The sequence below is a fragment of the Kribbella sp. NBC_00359 genome, from assembly GCF_036097425.1.
In the GTDB taxonomy this organism is placed as follows: Bacteria; Actinomycetota; Actinomycetes; order Propionibacteriales; family Kribbellaceae; genus Kribbella.
This window is the reverse complement of the sequence record NZ_CP107975.1, coordinates 4,253,340-4,269,379: the sequence shown is the minus strand read 5'-3', so window position 1 is coordinate 4,269,379 and position 16,040 is coordinate 4,253,340. Positions and strand designations below refer to the sequence as shown.

Sequence of the window (16,040 nt, the reverse complement as noted above, 5' to 3'; positions counted from 1 at the left end):
CGCGTTCCTACACTGACCGGCATGGCAACGACCCGATCCGTACTCGCCTCACCGGCGGCGGACTTTCCCCGATGGTTCCAGGACGTGATTGCCAAAGCCGAGCTCGCCGACAACGGGCCGGTGCGGGGGACCATGGTCATCCGACCGTATGGGTACGCGATCTGGGAACTGCTGCAGGCCGACATGGACCGGCGGATCAAGGCGGCGGGCGCGGCGAACGCGTACTTCCCGCTGTTGATCCCGGAGAGCTACCTGCAACGGGAGGCCGAGCATGTCGAGGGATTCAGTCCCGAGCTGGCCGTCGTCACGCACGCCGGTGGCAAGGAACTCGAAGAGCCCGTCGTGGTCCGCCCGACGTCGGAGACGGTCGTCGGTGAGTACATGGCGAAGTGGATCCAGAGCTACCGCGACCTGCCGCTGCTGCTGAACCAGTGGGCCAACGTAGTCCGGTGGGAGCTCCGACCGCGGCTGTTCCTGCGGACGACGGAGTTCCTCTGGCAGGAGGGCCACACCGCCCACGCAACCGCGGAAGACGCCCGCGCCTACGCGACCAGGATTCTGCACGACGTCTATCGCGCGGTGATGGTGGACGTGCTGGCGATCCCGGTCGTGACCGGCCGGAAGACCCGGCGGGAGCGGTTCGCCGGCGCGATCAACACGATGACCCTGGAAGCGATGACCGGTGACGGCAAGGCCCTGCAGATGGGGACGTCGCACGAGCTCGGGCAGAACTTCGCGCGAGCGTTCGACATCGGCTACTTGTCCACCGACGGCCAGCGCGAGCTCGCCTGGACCACCTCCTGGGGCAGCACGACCCGCATGGTCGGCGGCCTGATCATGGTGCACGGCGACGACGCCGGCCTCCGGGTCCCGCCGAGGGTCGCGCCCACGCAGGTGGTGGTGCTCGCGGTCAGGGACGAGACCGTCGAGGCCGCGCGGCAGATCGCTGCCGACCTTGGGGCCGCCGGGCTGCGAGTCAGTCTGGACGACCGGACCGACCAGCCGTTCGGCCGGCGGGCGGTGAACTGGGAACTGAAGGGCGTCCCGGTCCGGATCGAGCTCGGGCCGCGTGACCTCGCCGGCAACGTTGCGACTGTGGTCCGCCGGCTGCGCGACTCCGGCAAGGAGACCGTAGGCCTGGCTGACCTCACGTCGACTGTGGTCGCTGCGATCGACGCGGACCAGACGCATCTGCTCGAGGAAGCCACGAAGCGGCAGACGGCGCGGACCACGGCGGTTGACACCGTAGACGAAGCCGTGGAGGCGGCCGCGTCCGGCTGGGCCAGCCTGCCGTACGACGTCGTCGGCGAAGAGGGCGAGGACCGCCTGGCCGCATCCGGCATCACCGTCCGCTGCCTCCAACGCCCCGACGGCAGCCTCCCGATCGAGGACAACGAGCGCGGCCTGACCGCCTTCGTCGCCCGCTCCTACTAGTCGCCCGCTCCTACTAGTTGCCGGCTCCTATTAGTTGCCGGCTCGGCCTCCAGCTTCAGGCTGGAGGCCGAGCCACATCTGCGGAGAACTCAGCGGGCCAGGTACCTGCGGACGTCGTCGGCGACCTGCGCGCGGTTGGGCATGCCGTACTTGCGCAGGATCGCGCTGAGGTGGGTCTTGACCGTGTTCAGGCTGACTCCGAGCTCGGCCGCGAGCTGGTCGTTGTCGAGGCCGTCGACGAGCAGGACCGCGACGCCCTGCTGAGCCTTGGTCAGGCTCGCGAACCGGCGCTCCGGACCCTCGTCGGTGTCCATCAGCATCTCGATCAGCTCGGACTGGATGTGCTCGGTCGCGTCGACGATCCGGGCCAGGTGACTCTCCACGGACGCGCTCACGTCCGGCTCGTCCATCGCTTCCGCGACGATCTCGCGGATCGACGCGACCCGGTGGGACAGGTACTCCATCACGTGGTCCGACGTCAGCAGGTTCGGCCCGATGTCGCCGGCGGGCAGCCGGCGTAGCGCCTCCCGATCCTCGCCTTCGCGGGTCAGCACCCGCTCGACCAGGCTGCACAACCACTCGAACGCCCGGACCGAGTTGTCGTCGTAGCTCTCCGGCGCATAGCTCTGCATCGACAACATGCCGAACAGCTGGTCCGGCCCGTCCTTCACCGGCCGGAAGATCGGCACGGTCACCGCGTCCTCCGAGCGCCGGACCGCATCACCGAGCGGGATTCCGGCGTGCAGCGCGAGGCCGCCGTCGTAGGCGAAGCGATACGTCTGCCGACGCTTGAGCAGCCAGGACGTCTGCCCGTTCGGGCCGAAGATGTGCGTGTCCGGGTCGACGTACCGGCCGTCGTCGTACGCGTAGGGGTAGCGCACCCGGCTGCTGCCCTGCAGGAAGCCGACGAAGAACGCGTCGACACGGGCGACCTTGCCGGCCACTACCCGTACATAGTCGTACAGACCGTAGTGGTCAGCGCGGAACAGCGCCTCGATCTTGTGGTACGCCTCCCGCAGGATGATCGCGGTTTCCGCGTCCACCCTCAGCGGGACAGCCTTGTCTCCCTCCACAACGCCGGCTCCCCACGAACCCCAAGCAGCTCATCGATCCCTCGACTATGCCGCCGGGCCGCGCAGATTGCCACCACCAGCGTGCTATTCGGACAGGCAAGTGCAGTCGCGGGTGGTGGGTCCGAGTTCCCGAGTCGCCCTCCCAAGCCTCGGTCGAACTCCACAACCACCACCCGCGACCAGTTCTGGACGCCTGAACTGTCGCCCCCGCGTCGGTCGATCCCACTCCCCCTGCGAGATCGGCGACCCCCCGACAGATCCTCTTGGCGTCCCTTCCCTCCACCCCGTGACTACACCGTGCCACCGATTCCGGAGCATGCCTATCGCCCGCCGTATGAGATTGTTCTGTCCTCAATCTCACCCCGGGGATGAGAACGGATGTCGTCGTTTACGCAAGCATCAAACGACGGAATTCGTTGTCAAGTAGGCCCTGTGGTCACCAACTCGTGTCCAGCGGCTTGCCCTCGGCGTAGCCGGCGGCGGTCTGCAGGCCGACTACAGCGCGTGCGTGGAACTCGGCCAGGTTGGCGGCGCCGACGTATGTGCAGGAACTGCGGATCCCGGAGACGATCGAGTCCAGCACGTCCTCGACACTCGGGCGCTCGGGGTCGAGATACATCCGCGCGGTCGAGATCCCCTCGCCGAAGAAGCCCTTCCGGGCCCGCTGGAACGGCGTGTCGTCTGCCGTCCGCGACCGCACCGCCCGCGCCGATGCCATCCCGAAGCTCTCCTTGTAGATCCGCCCGTCACTGTCCCGATGCGGATCACCCGGCGATTCGTACGTCCCCGCGAACCACGACCCGATCATCACGCTGGACGCGCCCGCGGCGAGCGCCAGCGCGACATCCCGCGGATGCCGCACGCCGCCGTCCGCCCAGACGTGCTTGCCGAGCTCACTGGCCCGCGTCGCGCACTCCAGTACGGCGGAGAACTGCGGACGACCGACCGCGGTCTGCATCCGCGTCGTACACATCGCGCCCGGACCGACGCCGACCTTGACGATGTCCGCGCCGGCCGCGACGAGGTCGCTGACACCTTCGGCGGTGACCACGTTGCCGGCGACGATCGGGACCTGGGGCTCAAGACCGCGGACGAGCCCGAGGACCTCGAGCATCCGCTCCTGGTGGCCGTGCGCGGTGTCGATCACCAGCACGTCGATGCCGACGTCGAGCAGCGCCTTCGCCTTCTGTTCGGCGTCGCCGTTGATCCCGATCGCGGCGGCGACCCGGAGCTTGCCGTTCGCATCGAGGGCGGGCTCGTAGAGGGTGGCCCGGAGTGCGCGCTGCCGGGTGAGGATGCCGACGATGGTGCCGTCGGCGTCCACCACGGGCGCGAGCCGGTGCCGCCCGTCGTGCAGCTGGTCGAAGGCCGTCTCGGCGTCGATCCCGGCCGGCACGGTCAGCAGCTCGCGCGACATGATCCCGTCCAGCTGGGTGAACCGGTCGACGCCGGAGCAGTCCGCCTCGGTCACCACCCCGACCGGCCGGCCCTGGTCGACCACGATCACCGCGCCGTGACCGCGCTTGGGCAACAGGTTCAGCGCCTCGCCGACCGTCCCGGTCGGCGGCAGCACGAGCGGAGTGTCGTGCACCGGGTCGCGCTCTTTGATCCAGGCAACCACCTCGGCGACCACGTCCACCGGGATGTCCTGCGGGATCACCGCCAGCCCACCACACCGGGCGATCGTCTCCGCCATCCGCCGCCCCGAGACCGCTGTCATGTTCGCCGCGACGATGGGGATCGACGTACCACTCCCGTCACTCGTCGACAGATCCACGTCAAGCCGCGAGACGACCCCGGACCGATTCGGCACCAGGAACACGTCACTGAAGGTCAGATCCCCCGCAGGCTCCCGATCATGATGAAACCGCATGGCACGACCCCTTCCGCCCGATCAGAACCACGCCAGCCTGACACGCGCCCTCGGCACTCACAAGGAACTCAGTCGGCAAAAGACCGGCCCCCACCAGTGGTGGGGGCCGGTCTTCGATCGGTTGATGATCAGGCGATGTCGAAGCGGTCCAGCTGCATCACCTTGGTCCAGGCGGCGACGAAGTCCTGGACGAACTTCTCCTTGGCGTCGTCGGAGGCGTAGACCTCGGCGACGGCGCGCAGTTCGGAGTTCGAGCCGAAGACCAGGTCGGCCCGGGTGCCGGTCCACTTGACCGCGCCACTCGCGTCGCGGGCCTCGAAGAACTCCTGGCTGTCGTCCGTCGACTTCCACTCCGTGCCCAGGTCGAGCAGGTTCGCGAAGAAGTCGTTGGTGAGCGTGCCCGGGTTCTCGGTGAGGACACCGAGCTTCGAGCCGTCGTAGTTCGCGCCGAGGACGCGCAGACCGCCGACGAGGACGGTCAGCTCCGGCGCACTCAGGGTGAGCAGGTTCGCCTTGTCGAGCAGCAGGTACTCGGCCGGGAGCCGGTTGCCCTTGCCGTAGTAGTTACGGAACCCGTCCGCGGACGGCTCGAGCGCGGCGAACGAGTCGACATCGGTCTGCTCGAGCGACGCGTCCGTACGACCAGGCGTGAACGGTACGACGACATCGTGGCCGGCGTTCTTCGCCGCGACCTCGACACCCACACCACCGGCGAGCACGATCAGGTCCGCCAGTGAGACCGGCTTCCCGAACGACTGCTGGATCCCCTCGAGCGTCCGCAGCACCTGCGCCAGCTGGTCCGGGTTGTTGACCTCCCAGCCGCTCTGCGGCTGGAGCCGGATGCGCGCGCCGTTCGCGCCACCGCGCTTGTCACTGCCGCGGAAGCTCGACGCCGACGCCCACGCCGTCGAGACCAGCTGCGACACCGACAGGCCCGACGCCGCGATCTGCGCCTTCAGCGCGTTGACGTCGTCGGCGCCGATCAGCTCGTGGTCCACCGCCGGGACCGGGTCCTGCCAGATCAGCGTCTCGGTCGGGACCTCCGGGCCGAGGTAGCGCACGATCGGGCCCATGTCGCGGTGGGTCAGCTTGAACCAGGCCCGTGCGAACGCGTCCGCGAACTCGTCCGGGTTGTCCTTGAACCGGCGCGAGATCGGCTCGTAGATCGGGTCGAAGCGCAGCGCCAGGTCCGTGGTCAACATGGTCGGCTTGTGCTTCTTCGCCGCGTCGTACGCGTCGGGGATGACCTCCGCGGCGTCCTTGGCGACCCACTGGTTGGCGCCGGCCGGGCTCTTGCTCAGCTCCCACTCGTGACCGAACAGGATCTCGAAGAAGTCGTTGCCCCACTGCGCCGGCGTCCGGGTCCAGGTGACCTCGAGGCCGCTGGTGATGGTGTCCGGGCCCTTGCCGGTGTTGTAGGTGTTCCGCCAGCCCAGGCCCTGGTGGTCGATCGGCGCGCCTTCGGGCTCGGCACCGACGTACTTCTCCGGGTCGGCCGCACCGTGCGTCTTGCCGAACGTGTGGCCGCCGGCGATCAGCGCGACGGTCTCCTCGTCGTTCATCGCCATCCGGCCGAAGGTCTCGCGGATGTCGCGGGCCGAGGCGATCGGGTCCGGGTTGCCGTTCGGGCCTTCCGGGTTCACGTAGATGAGGCCCATCTGGACCGCGCCGAGCGGCTTCTCCAGGTCGCGGTCACCGCTGTAGCGCTCATCGCCCAACCAGGTGGTCTCCGGGCCCCAGTAGACGTCGTCCTCCGGCTCCCACACGTCCGGACGGCCACCGGCGTACCCGAAGGTCTTGAAGCCCATGGTCTCCAGCGCGACGTTGCCGGTCAGGATCAGCAGGTCGGCCCACGAGAGCTTCTGGCCGTACTTCTTCTTCACCGGCCAGAGCAGCCGGCGAGCCTTGTCCAGGTTCGCGTTGTCGGGCCAGCTGTTCAGCGGCGCGAACCGCTGCTGACCGGCGCCGGCGCCACCGCGGCCGTCGCTGATCCGGTAGGTGCCGGCGCTGTGCCAGGCCATCCGGATCATGAACGGGCCGTAGTGCCCGAAGTCGGCCGGCCACCAGTCCTGCGACGTGGTCAGCACCTCGGCGATGTCCGCCTTCACGGCGGGCAGGTCGAGGGTCTTGAACGCCGCGGCGTAGTCGAACTCCTCGCCCAGCGGGTTCGCCACGGCCGGGTTCTTGGCCAGGATCTTCAGGTTCAGCTGGTTCGGCCACCAGCCGCGGTTCGCGTTGCCGCTGGTCGGGTGGGTGCCCTGACCGTGCGCGACCGGGCAGCCGCCCGAGGCCTGCGCGGTCTCTTCGCCGCGGCTCTCCTCGCTACCTTCACCGGGCAGTGGCTCATGGATCTCGGACATCGGATTCCTTCCAGGACTGGACGTTTTCAAAGGAAGTCAGGTACGGCGTGCGCAGTCGAAGCACAGGCCCCAGTAGATGACCTCGGCCTCGTCGATGACGAAACCGTGGTCCTCGGACGCGGTCAGGCAGGGCGCGTGCCCGACCGCACAGTCGACATCGGCGATGGCACCGCACGACCGGCAGACGGCGTGATGATGGTTGTCTCCGACCCGCGATTCGTACCGGGCCACCGACCCCAACGGCTGGATCCGCCGGACCAGGCCCGCCGCCGACAACGTGTGCAGCGAGTCGTACACGGCCTGGTGCGAGACCTCCGGCAATTCGTTGCGCACGGCACCGATAATCGAGTCCGTGTCCGCATGCGGATGCGCGTACACCGCGGTCAGCACCGCCACCCGCGGCCGGGTCACCCGGAGTGCGGCCCCACGCAACAGCTCCTGGAGCTCATCCACCGTCGGCACGTGTCGCAGTCTGTCGGGTTTTCTGGAATCAGTCAAGATTAGCTGCGGCGATTCTCACATTGAGACATCCCCGGCACAGATCCTTGCCTCAGGCACCTATCGGGCCAGGTAGCGGCGTACGTCGTGGGCGACCTGGACCCGGCTCTCCATGCCGTACTTGCGCAGGATCACGCCGAGGTGCGACTTCACCGTCGGTAGCCGCACCCCCAGCTCCGCCGCGAGGGCCTCGTTGTCGAGGCCCTGCACCAGGAGCAGCGCCACCCGCTGCTGCGCGTCGGTCAGGGACAGGAACCGCCGTTCCGGCCCCTCGTCGACCTCGAGCATCATCTCGATCAGTTCCGACTGCGTCTGCTCCGCGGTCCGGATGATGCCCTTGAGGTATCTGTTCAGCGGTTCGTCTCCGGCCGCCGGCTCGTCCAGCGCCCGCTCCGCGAGACCTCGCAGTACGGCGATCCGGTTGGACAGGTACTCCATCACGTGATCGGAGGTCAGCAGGTTCGGCGTATCGTCGCCGGCCGGCAAGACCCGCAACGCGTCGCGATCCTCCGCCTCTCTGGTCAGCACCATCGCGAGCGCACCGGCCAGCCATTCGAGCGCGCGCACCGCGTTGTCGTCGTACACCTCAGGCTGATAGCTGTACGCCGCCATCATCCCGAACAGATGGTCGTGCCCGTCCTTGGTACGACGGAACATCGGCACCAGCACCCCGTCCTGCGACTGCCTGGTCACATCGCCGCAGGGAATGCCCGCGTTCAGCGTTGCGCCGTTGTCATACGCGAATCGATAGGTCTGGCGCTTCCGCAGCAGCCACGCGGTCGGTCCGCTCGGCCCGAAGATGTGGCTGGCCGGATCGTCGTACTTGCCGTCCTCATATCCATACGGATACCGAACCCGATCAGCACCCTGCAGAAACCCGACGAAGAAGGTGTCGACCGGCGCCACCTTCGCCGCGACCCCACGCACGTAGTCGTAGAGCGCGTAGTGGTTCCCCCGCGGCAACGCCTGGATCTTGTGGTACGCCTCCCGTAGAACCAACGCCGTGCCGGCATCCACCCGAACTGCCACCCCACGCCCCCCTTTGCGCCCCGTCCATGACTATGCCCGCTTTCGGTCGGCGCCACCCTCTCGGCCTCATCGCTCAACGTAACGATCTGATCCGACCTCTCCCCTGCTCTGGACGCCGTGGCTACAGACTGTCACCATCACCGAAAGTGACCATGGGGGGAACAGATGTCCAACGAGAAAGTGCAGTGGCCCGGCAAGGCCGTCAACGCGGACGGCGACGACCTGAGCGTCCCGGTACAACAATTCCTCGTCGACCTGCGATTGCTGGAGAAGAAGGGCGAGTCGGCCACGCTGCTCAGCACTCCGGCCAGCCTGCAGGTGATCACCGCCGGCGCGACCAGTCTGGGAAAGGTCTGGCCCGCGATCGTGGCCGCCATCGGTGGCGGCAGCGCGATCCTGACCGGCCTGATGGGCTTCGGCGTTGGCACCGACAGCGCACAAGGCACCGCGAACATCGTCCAGCGGGCCGCCTTCACCGTGTCAGCCTCGTTGCTGGCCTCGGCGGTCGCACTAGCCATCGCCATCATGGTGCGCGCAGACGTCAACGCCCGCGCAACAGCCTCCGCAGCTCAATACGAGGCCCGCGCAGCCGTAACAGCGGCCCTCCTGTCCAGCTCCCAATGGGGCCGCCCCGTCTCGGCACCACCCGCACCCCAACCGGACTACGTCCTGAGAACCAACAACAAAGAGTGGTACCCGGTCCTCGCCTTCACCCTGAACGACGGATGCCTGGCCGCCGACATAGGCAACAACAGAAAAATCCTCGCCCAGAACTTCGAAGCCCTGATCCCCACCAACAGTTGGCACTAGCCGACGCGGACCACCCCGGCCTACCAGGGGTACGATCTGCCGGGCCATGACTACGCGGCTGATCGTCGCCACCCTCAACACCCGCGGGCTCCCTCTGAAGGGAACCCGCATAGCCGAGCGATTCCCCGCGATCGCGGCCGAGTTCGACGCCGGCGACATCGACGTGGTCTGCCTGCAGGAGGTGTTCGTCTACCGCCACCTGGCACACCTCCGGAAAGGGATGCCGTCCTTCCCGCATGTGGCCTATCGGCCGTCGGTGGCCGGCCCCGCCGGCGGCCTGGTCACGCTGTCGCGGCTGCGCTTGGCCGGGACGGCGTACGCACGCCTTCCGCGGTCGTCGCGCCACTCAGGCATACCCGCTCGAGCCCGCGTCAGCTCCTTCCACAGCGGAGTACTCACCGCTCGGCTGGCCGACAGCCGAGTCCGCGTACTCAACATCCACCCGACGGCCAACACCGACGGCGACTGGTCGGAACACAATCGATTCCGTCAGTTGCAGCGCGACCAGTTCACTGCGCTCGCGCAGGCAGTCGCGGCCGACACTTCACCGACGGTGGTGTGCGGAGACTTCAACGTCGCCCAGGCGAGCACACTGCACCGCGAACTCCGGCGACGATCCGGCCTGCGCGACGCGTTCAACGGCAAGTGCCCACCCACCTTCCACGCCGAGTACCTCCCACCCGGCAGCGAACCGCACTGCATCGACTTCATCCTCATCACCGAGTCGATCGACGTCGACGACACCGCCCTCCTACTCACCAACAAGCGCCCCCTCCCCAGCGGCCCCACCTACCTGTCAGACCACATCGGCCTCCTAGCCCGCCTCCAACTCCCCAACCCAACCACCTAGCCACCCGCCGAGCGAAGCGAAGGCACCACGACGCGGCGAGCAACCACAGCCGCCGAGCGAAGCGACGGCGCACCCACCCGCGGCGAGCAACCACAGCCGCCGAGCGAAGCGACGGCGCACCCACCCGCGGCGAGCAACCACAGCCGCCGAGCGAAGCGACGGCGCCAGGGGGTGCGGGTGGCGAAGCCCCCGCCGGCGGCGAGCGAAGCGCAGCCGCACAACACGACGAAGGCGACCCGGTCCGCGCTTTCCGCGGACACGAGTCGCCCATCGACTTCGTGGAGCTGAGGGGATTCGAACCCCTGGCCTCTTCGTTGCGAACGAAGCGCGCTACCAACTGCGCCACAGCCCCGAGTCGGTCACCAGTTGCCTGGCGACCGCGAAACTCTAACACGCCTATGGTCGCCGGTTAAAACCGAGGTTGTCGAGCGGGTTTCAGTCGCCGACAGCGCGCTTGACCTCGGTCTCCTCGGGCTTCTCCGCCGGCTCGGGAAGCGGCCCGCGTTCGGCCGGATCCGTCGTACGCGCGGAGGAGAAGACCTCGTCGTCGGACAGCGAGATGGTGCGGACGGTGCGGTCCGGAGCCTTCTCCTTCAGCACGTACGTCGGGAGCGTCACCGGCACCGGATCCCACAGGCCCTCGGCGGGCGGCGCGGGCTTCGCCACCGGAGGCACCGCCGGGAGCTTGACCTCGATCGTCATCTCCTCGTCCGGAGAAGGCGCGGGCTTCCCAGCCGGGCCGCGGTCATGCCGAGCCTGCAAGCGGGCGCGCCGCTCGGCCGCCAACCGAGCACGTGTGCGAGCCTGCCGCCGCAGCTGCACCCGGGTCAGTACGACGAACCCGACGATCAACGCGCCAGGAATCGCGACCGTCCACCACAGCAGCATCTCCAGACCCGCCAGGGCAACGACCGAGAGGAGCGAAAGGGTCAGGATCGACAGCACCCGCCGGCGGCGCATCGCGGCCACCCGGCGGGCTCGATTGGGGACGTACCGCGTCGGAGGCGGCGGCAGATCACCCGCCGGCGTCGCGTCGTCCACAGCACCGGCCGGGCGTACGACGTACCGCGGCCGCGACGGGTCACGCGACAGCACCCGCGCGTCGGCCGACGACGACACCGGGCGGCGCCGCGCCTCGTCGTTCCGCTTCAGCAGCATCGGGACGAGGTAGGCGGCCCACGCGGCGACGATCGCCACATAGATCAACCCTGTCGTCCCCATGCGACGACGCTAAGGCGCGGTGAGGGCCAGATGGGGTACGTGAGTCGGTGTGTCGCAAGAAGACTCGTGTGACTGATGTGAATAGCGACGCTGAGTGATCACCGCAGTCGCGCTACGAGACCGGGCCCGACCTCCTCGACGTTCAGCGCGAAGATGCGGTGGTCGCGCCAGTCGCCGTCGATGTGCAGGAACCGCGGCCGCTCGCCCTCGTACCGGAAGCCGAGCTTCTCGACCACCCGCAGACTCGCCTTGTTCTCGGGGCGGATCGCGACCTCGATCCTGTGCAGGCCAAGGGTGAACCAGCAGTGGTCCGCGGCCAGCGCGACCGCGGTCGGCACGATGCCGCGGCCGGCGTACTGCTCGTCGACCCAGTAGCCGAGGTTCGCCCACCGGGCCGAGCCGTAGGTGATTCCGGACACCGTCAACTGACCGACCAGCGGCCACTTCGCCCGTGCACCGGCACCCGCGGCAGCGCCGTACGTGATGACGAAAGGCAGCATCCGGCCATAGCGCGCCTGGCGGTTCCAGTCGCGCGCCATGGCTCGGAACGTCCGCGCACCGTCCTCCGCACCAGGCGGCTGGGTCGCGTCCCACGGGCGCAGCCAGCTGACGTTGCGCTGGCGCGCTGCGGCCCACTCACCGCCGTCGCCGGCACGCAGCGGCCGGAGCGCGACCTGCCCGTGCTGAAGCTCCACGGGCCAGTGCACGATCGCCATCAGTCGGTATCCGTCCGGACATGGTCACCGCCGTGCACCTGCTCGACGGCGTGCCGCAGCAACGGTTCCAGTACGGCGAGCCCGTCCTTCACGCCGCCGCGGGAACCGGGCAGGTTCACGATGACCGTCGTACCAGCCACTCCGGCCAGTCCACGAGACAGTGCGGCAGTCGGTACGCCGTTCGCCACGCCATAGGACCGGATGGCTTCGGCTATGCCCGGCACAAGCTTGTCGAGCACCGCAGCGGTTTGCTCCGGCGTCGCATCGGTCGGTGAGATCCCTGTGCCACCAGTCGTCAGCACAACGTCGTACGACGCCTCGACCGCAGCACGCAATGCGTCACCGACGGGCGGACCGTCCGGCACGACCTGCGGGCCGGACACCTCGAAGTCCCACGACGTCAGGCGTTCGGCGATCAGTGGGCCGGTGGTGTCGGTGTAGACGCCCGCAGCCGCGCGGTTCGAGACACTGACCACGAGGGCTCTCACGGCCGCTCCCAGTGGCCGGTTTTCCCGCCCTCTTTGAGTTCCACGCGTACGTCGGACAGCACGGCGGCCGGATCGATCGCCTTCACCATGTCGATGACCGCGAGCCCGGCGACCGCGACGGCGGTGAGCGCCTCCATCTCGACACCGGTGCGGTCGGTGGTCTTCACCTGGGCCTGGATCAGGACGGCGTCGTCGGTGACCTCGAGGTCGACCTTGGCGCCGGTGATCGCGATCGGGTGGCAGAGCGGGACCAGATCGGGCGTCCGCTTGGCACCCATGATGCCGGCGATCCGGGCGACGCCGAGCGCGTCACCTTTCGGTACGCCGTCGCCGCGCAGCGCGGTCACCACCTCGGCCGAGACGAGAACCTTGCCGGTGGCAACAGCCCGGCGGCTGCTCGCCTCCTTGGCCGACACATCCACCATCCGCGCCGCCCCAGACTCGTCGACGTGGGTCAGCCCCGGGTCCTGCGTCATCTGGTCTCCTCGTCCAGCAGCAAGAGCTCGACCTGATCGCCGGCCCGGACCGCCGTCACGTCCTCGGGCACCACGGCCAGTGCGTTCGCGCGACTCAGCCCGCCGAGCAGGTGTGAGCCGTGCCCGCCGACTGTACTGGCCATCCAGCCCTCGTCGCCGAACCTCGCCGCGACGCGGACGAACTGCCGTCGCCCCGCCGGCGAGCTGAACCCGTCCAACGTCACGCCGCGCACAGTGGTCCGCCGGTACGGCATCTGGCCCATCAGCTTGCGCAATGCCGGCCGGACGAACACCTCGAAGGACACGTACGCCGACACCGGGTTGCCGGGCAGCGTGAAGATCGGCACCTCGTCCTCACCGAGCACACCGAAGCCCTGCGGCTTGCCCGGCTGCATCGCGACCTGCGGGAAATCGACCGTGCCGAGTTTGGAGAGCTCCTCCTTGACCACGTCGTACGCACCCATGCTGACGCCACCGGTGGTGATCACCAGGTCGGCGCGGACCAGCTGGTCGGACAACGTGTCCATGATCCGCTTCGGGTCGTCGTCGACGATGCCGACGCGGTACACCACGGCGCCGGCGTCCCGTGCGCACGCGGCCATCGTGTAGCTGTTCGAGTCGTAGATCTGTCCCTCGCCCAGCCGGCTTCCGGGCTCCCGCAGCTCCGCACCGGTCGAGACCACAACCACGCGGGGACGGGGGCGTGCTTTCACGCGCGCTCGACCCACAGCCGCGAGTACGGCGATCTGCCGCGGCCCGAGCACGGTGTCACGGTCCAGAACCTGGTCCCCCGCGTGCACGTCCTCACCGGCGCGTCGCACCGACGCTCCGACGGCGGGCTGCTGAGCGATCCGCACGTTCACAGTGCCGCCGTCGGTCCACTCCACCGGTACGACGCTGTCCGCGCCCCGCGGCATCTCCGCGCCGGTCATGATCCGCACGCACGTACCGGGGGTTACCACGATCGGCTCACTCCGCCCGGCCCGGAACTCCCCGACGACGGGCAGGGTGATCGGGTTGTCCTGCGACGCCCCGGCCAGGTCCGCGGCCTGGACGGCGTACCCGTCCATCGCCGAGTTGTCGAACCCCGGCAGGCTGACCGCGGAGACGACGTCCTCACAGAGCACCAGCCCCAGCGCCTCCATCAATGGCTGATCGAACGCCGGCAGCGCCGTCACCCGCCCGAGCACAACCTCCAAATGCTCATCCACAGTCCGTCTCACGAGCCCGACCCTAATCCGTGCAGATCGACAGGAGGTAGTTGGTGCCTCGCCCGGACCTCAGGCTCACCACCGCAGCCAGTCCCGCCCGGTGGGGTGCTACCTCCTGTCGAGCTGCACGCTTTCGGGGTGGTTGCCCCAGGTCATGCGGACGTCCGGGGCGCGCTCCTCGTTGGTGGCGCCGTTGGTGCGGCGTACTTCGGTGAAGCCGTGGGAGCGGTAGAAGGACTGGGCTCGGGTGTTGGTCTGGAAGGTCCAGAGGGCGAGACCGCCGGGACGGAGGTCCTTGGCGAGGTCGACCAGGGTCGAGCCGACCCCGTGGCCGGCCGCGTCGGGGTCGACGTACAGCTGGTCGAGGTCGTCGCCGTCCAGGGTGAGCACGGCGACGATCCGGCCGTCATCCAGCGCTATCCAGGTCTGCGCGTCCGGCAGCAGCACGTCGGCGAACCAGGTCGCCACCTCCTCGGCGGTGTGGATCGCCGGCGGCAACTGCGCCCCGTCCGCATGCCGCGACCGCCACCACACCGCGGCGGCCTCGTCCGTGTCGGACGGCTCCAACGGCCTGATCAGCAGGTCGTCCATTCACTCCCCCAGGGCTCGGTTCAGCCGTCGAGTACGGCGCCGTCCGGGATCTCCCGGCGTTCACCCGCCGGCGCCTGCAGCTCGACGTCGCCGACGACCACCACATCCTTGCCGAAGGCAACGTCACCGCGCACCTCGAGCCGGTCGGCCCGGACCAGCGACGGCGGCCCGACCGGGAACCGCAGGTCGAAGTCGGCCAGGATCTTGAAGAACTCCGGGTCCAGGTCGACGTACGGCTCGTCGCCCTCATGCGTCGTGGTCAGATCGCCGGCCTCGTCCAGCTCGTACACGTCCGAGCGCAGTACGAGCAGGTCGTTCGTCGTCTTCACCGGCTTGAACCGGCTGCGGTCGACCACCACCGCCTGCGAGCCCTCGAAGGTCTCGATCGCGGTGCCCATCCCGGTCTCCAGCTGGATCACCTTGGGCGACGTGGGGTCGGCCGGGTCGACGGTCTTGCGGTTCACGATGATCGGCAGCCCGAGGATCCCGTCGTGCCCGTCCATCAGTTCGGCCAGCTGGTCCAGGTCGATCCACAGGTTGTTGGTGTTGAACATCCGGTGCCGCGTGATGTCCTGGAAGTACTTCGTATCCGCGTCCGCGACCTGCGCGCTGTCCCGCAGGATCAGCCGCCCGTCGGACTTGCGCACCGCGACGTGCCCGCCCTTGCGGTCTGACCGGGTCCGCCGGCAGACCTCCATCCCGAACGGTACGTCGTGCTCGGCCATCCAGGCCGCGATCCGCGGGTCCGGGGTCGCGCCGAGGTTGTCAGCATTCGAGACGAACGCGTGCCGGAAACCGTGTTCCCGTAAAGCGTCGAGGGTGCCGGAGGCAACCAACGCGGTGAACAGGTCGCCGTGGCCCGGCGGGCACCAGGCCAGCTCCGGGTCCGGCTCCCACTCGGCCGGGGTGAGGTCCTCGGCGAGCAGCTTCGGCTCCATGTTCTGCAGGAAGTCCAAGGGCAGTCCGTCGATGGCGAGACCGGCGTACTCGCTCAGGATCTGCAGGGACTCCGCCTTGGTGCGGAACGAGTTCATCAGCACCAGCGGCAGCGGTACGTCGTACTTGCGCCGCGTACTGAGGATCTGGCGGGCGATGATGTCGAGGAAGCTCAGCCCGTCCTTGACCTGCAGTGCGGACTTGGGGCCGGTGACGCCCATCGACGTACCGAGGCCGCCGTTGAGCTTGATCACCGCGGTCTCGGCCAGCGCGGCCCGCATCGCCTCGGGGTCGGTGTCCAGGTGGTCCAGGTGCGGCAGGTCGCCGACCGGCTCGATGTCGTCCTCGCGGATCGTGCCCTGCTGACCGGACTCGAGCAGTCGGTAATAGTGCGTGAAGACGCGGATCGCGACGTCGGCAGCGCCGGCCGCACGCATCTTCTCCTGCGCCTGTCTCAGACCTGCCTCACTCATG

Annotated in this window: 15 protein-coding genes and 1 tRNA gene; 3 read left to right on the top strand and 13 right to left on the bottom strand. The window is 68.7% G+C overall.

Annotated features, from left to right (window positions below; all coding sequences use genetic code 11):
• The first annotated feature begins 21 nt into the window (after positions 1-21).
• Positions 22-1,434, top strand: coding sequence for a proline--tRNA ligase (gene proS, locus OG876_RS20940; RefSeq protein WP_328526581.1), 1,413 nt, complete (start codon positions 22-24; stop codon positions 1,432-1,434).
• A gap of 89 nt (positions 1,435-1,523) precedes the next feature.
• On the opposite strand, the gene OG876_RS20935 is transcribed toward proS, so the two are convergent.
• The 5 genes from OG876_RS20935 to OG876_RS20915 all read right to left on the bottom strand — a co-directional run bounded on the left by OG876_RS20935 (position 1,524) and on the right by OG876_RS20915 (position 8,267).
• Positions 1,524-2,507, bottom strand: a complete 984-nt coding sequence (locus OG876_RS20935) for a helix-turn-helix transcriptional regulator (protein WP_328526580.1) — start codon at positions 2,505-2,507, stop codon at positions 1,524-1,526.
• A 436-nt stretch (positions 2,508-2,943) separates the two neighbouring features.
• Entirely contained in the window at positions 2,944-4,380 is a 1,437-nt protein-coding gene (locus OG876_RS20930) for a GuaB1 family IMP dehydrogenase-related protein (protein ID WP_328526579.1), read from the bottom strand.
• 128 nt (positions 4,381-4,508) lie between these two features.
• Entirely contained in the window at positions 4,509-6,740 is a 2,232-nt protein-coding gene (gene katG / locus OG876_RS20925) for a catalase/peroxidase HPI (RefSeq protein ID WP_328526578.1), read from the bottom strand.
• A 36-nt stretch (positions 6,741-6,776) separates the two neighbouring features.
• Positions 6,777-7,193, bottom strand: coding sequence for a Fur family transcriptional regulator (locus OG876_RS20920; protein ID WP_442914187.1), 417 nt, complete (start codon positions 7,191-7,193; stop codon positions 6,777-6,779).
• A 105-nt stretch (positions 7,194-7,298) separates the two neighbouring features.
• A complete protein-coding gene (locus OG876_RS20915; RefSeq protein WP_328526576.1) occupies positions 7,299-8,267 on the bottom strand; it encodes a LuxR C-terminal-related transcriptional regulator in 969 nt (322 codons plus the stop codon).
• A gap of 165 nt (positions 8,268-8,432) precedes the next feature.
• Here OG876_RS20915 and OG876_RS20910 point away from each other — a divergent pair, with 165 nt between their 5' ends.
• Both OG876_RS20910 and OG876_RS20905 read left to right on the top strand, forming a co-directional pair.
• The gene (locus tag OG876_RS20910) at positions 8,433-9,077 is read left to right on the top strand and encodes a hypothetical protein (protein ID WP_328526575.1); all 645 of its coding nucleotides are present in this window, start codon (positions 8,433-8,435) and stop codon (positions 9,075-9,077) included.
• Between the two features lie 46 nt (positions 9,078-9,123).
• Positions 9,124-9,927 carry an endonuclease/exonuclease/phosphatase family protein gene (locus OG876_RS20905; protein WP_328526574.1) on the top strand — a complete coding sequence of 268 codons (804 nt, stop codon included), beginning with the start codon at positions 9,124-9,126 and terminating at the stop codon, positions 9,925-9,927.
• A gap of 279 nt (positions 9,928-10,206) precedes the next feature.
• On the opposite strand, the gene OG876_RS20900 is transcribed toward OG876_RS20905, so the two are convergent.
• The 8 genes from OG876_RS20900 to OG876_RS20865 form a co-directional block, all read right to left on the bottom strand.
• Positions 10,207-10,279, bottom strand: a tRNA-Ala gene (locus OG876_RS20900).
• Positions 10,280-10,362: 83 nt separating this feature from the next.
• Positions 10,363-11,148: a divisome protein SepX/GlpR gene (gene sepX / locus OG876_RS20895; protein WP_328526573.1), complete on the bottom strand. Its 786-nt coding sequence runs from the start codon at positions 11,146-11,148 to the stop codon at positions 10,363-10,365.
• Positions 11,149-11,246: 98 nt separating this feature from the next.
• Complete coding sequence (locus OG876_RS20890) at positions 11,247-11,864, bottom strand: GNAT family N-acetyltransferase (protein WP_328526572.1); 618 nt, start codon at positions 11,862-11,864, stop codon at positions 11,247-11,249.
• Positions 11,864-12,352, bottom strand: coding sequence for a MogA/MoaB family molybdenum cofactor biosynthesis protein (locus OG876_RS20885; RefSeq protein ID WP_328526571.1), 489 nt, complete (start codon positions 12,350-12,352; stop codon positions 11,864-11,866). The genes OG876_RS20890 and OG876_RS20885 overlap by 1 nt, the downstream gene beginning before the upstream one ends.
• The gene (gene moaC / locus OG876_RS20880) at positions 12,349-12,828 is read right to left on the bottom strand and encodes a cyclic pyranopterin monophosphate synthase MoaC (protein WP_328526570.1); all 480 of its coding nucleotides are present in this window, start codon (positions 12,826-12,828) and stop codon (positions 12,349-12,351) included. Before moaC ends, OG876_RS20885 begins: the two co-directional genes overlap by 4 nt.
• Entirely contained in the window at positions 12,825-14,051 is a 1,227-nt protein-coding gene (gene glp / locus OG876_RS20875; RefSeq protein ID WP_328526569.1) for a molybdotransferase-like divisome protein Glp, read from the bottom strand. The genes moaC and glp overlap by 4 nt, the downstream gene beginning before the upstream one ends.
• Positions 14,052-14,147: 96 nt before the next feature.
• Positions 14,148-14,630, bottom strand: a complete 483-nt coding sequence (locus OG876_RS20870; RefSeq protein ID WP_328526568.1) for a GNAT family N-acetyltransferase — start codon at positions 14,628-14,630, stop codon at positions 14,148-14,150.
• A gap of 20 nt (positions 14,631-14,650) precedes the next feature.
• Positions 14,651-16,039: a UTP--glucose-1-phosphate uridylyltransferase gene (locus OG876_RS20865; protein ID WP_328526567.1), complete on the bottom strand. Its 1,389-nt coding sequence runs from the start codon at positions 16,037-16,039 to the stop codon at positions 14,651-14,653.
• Position 16,040 lies beyond the last annotated feature (1 nt).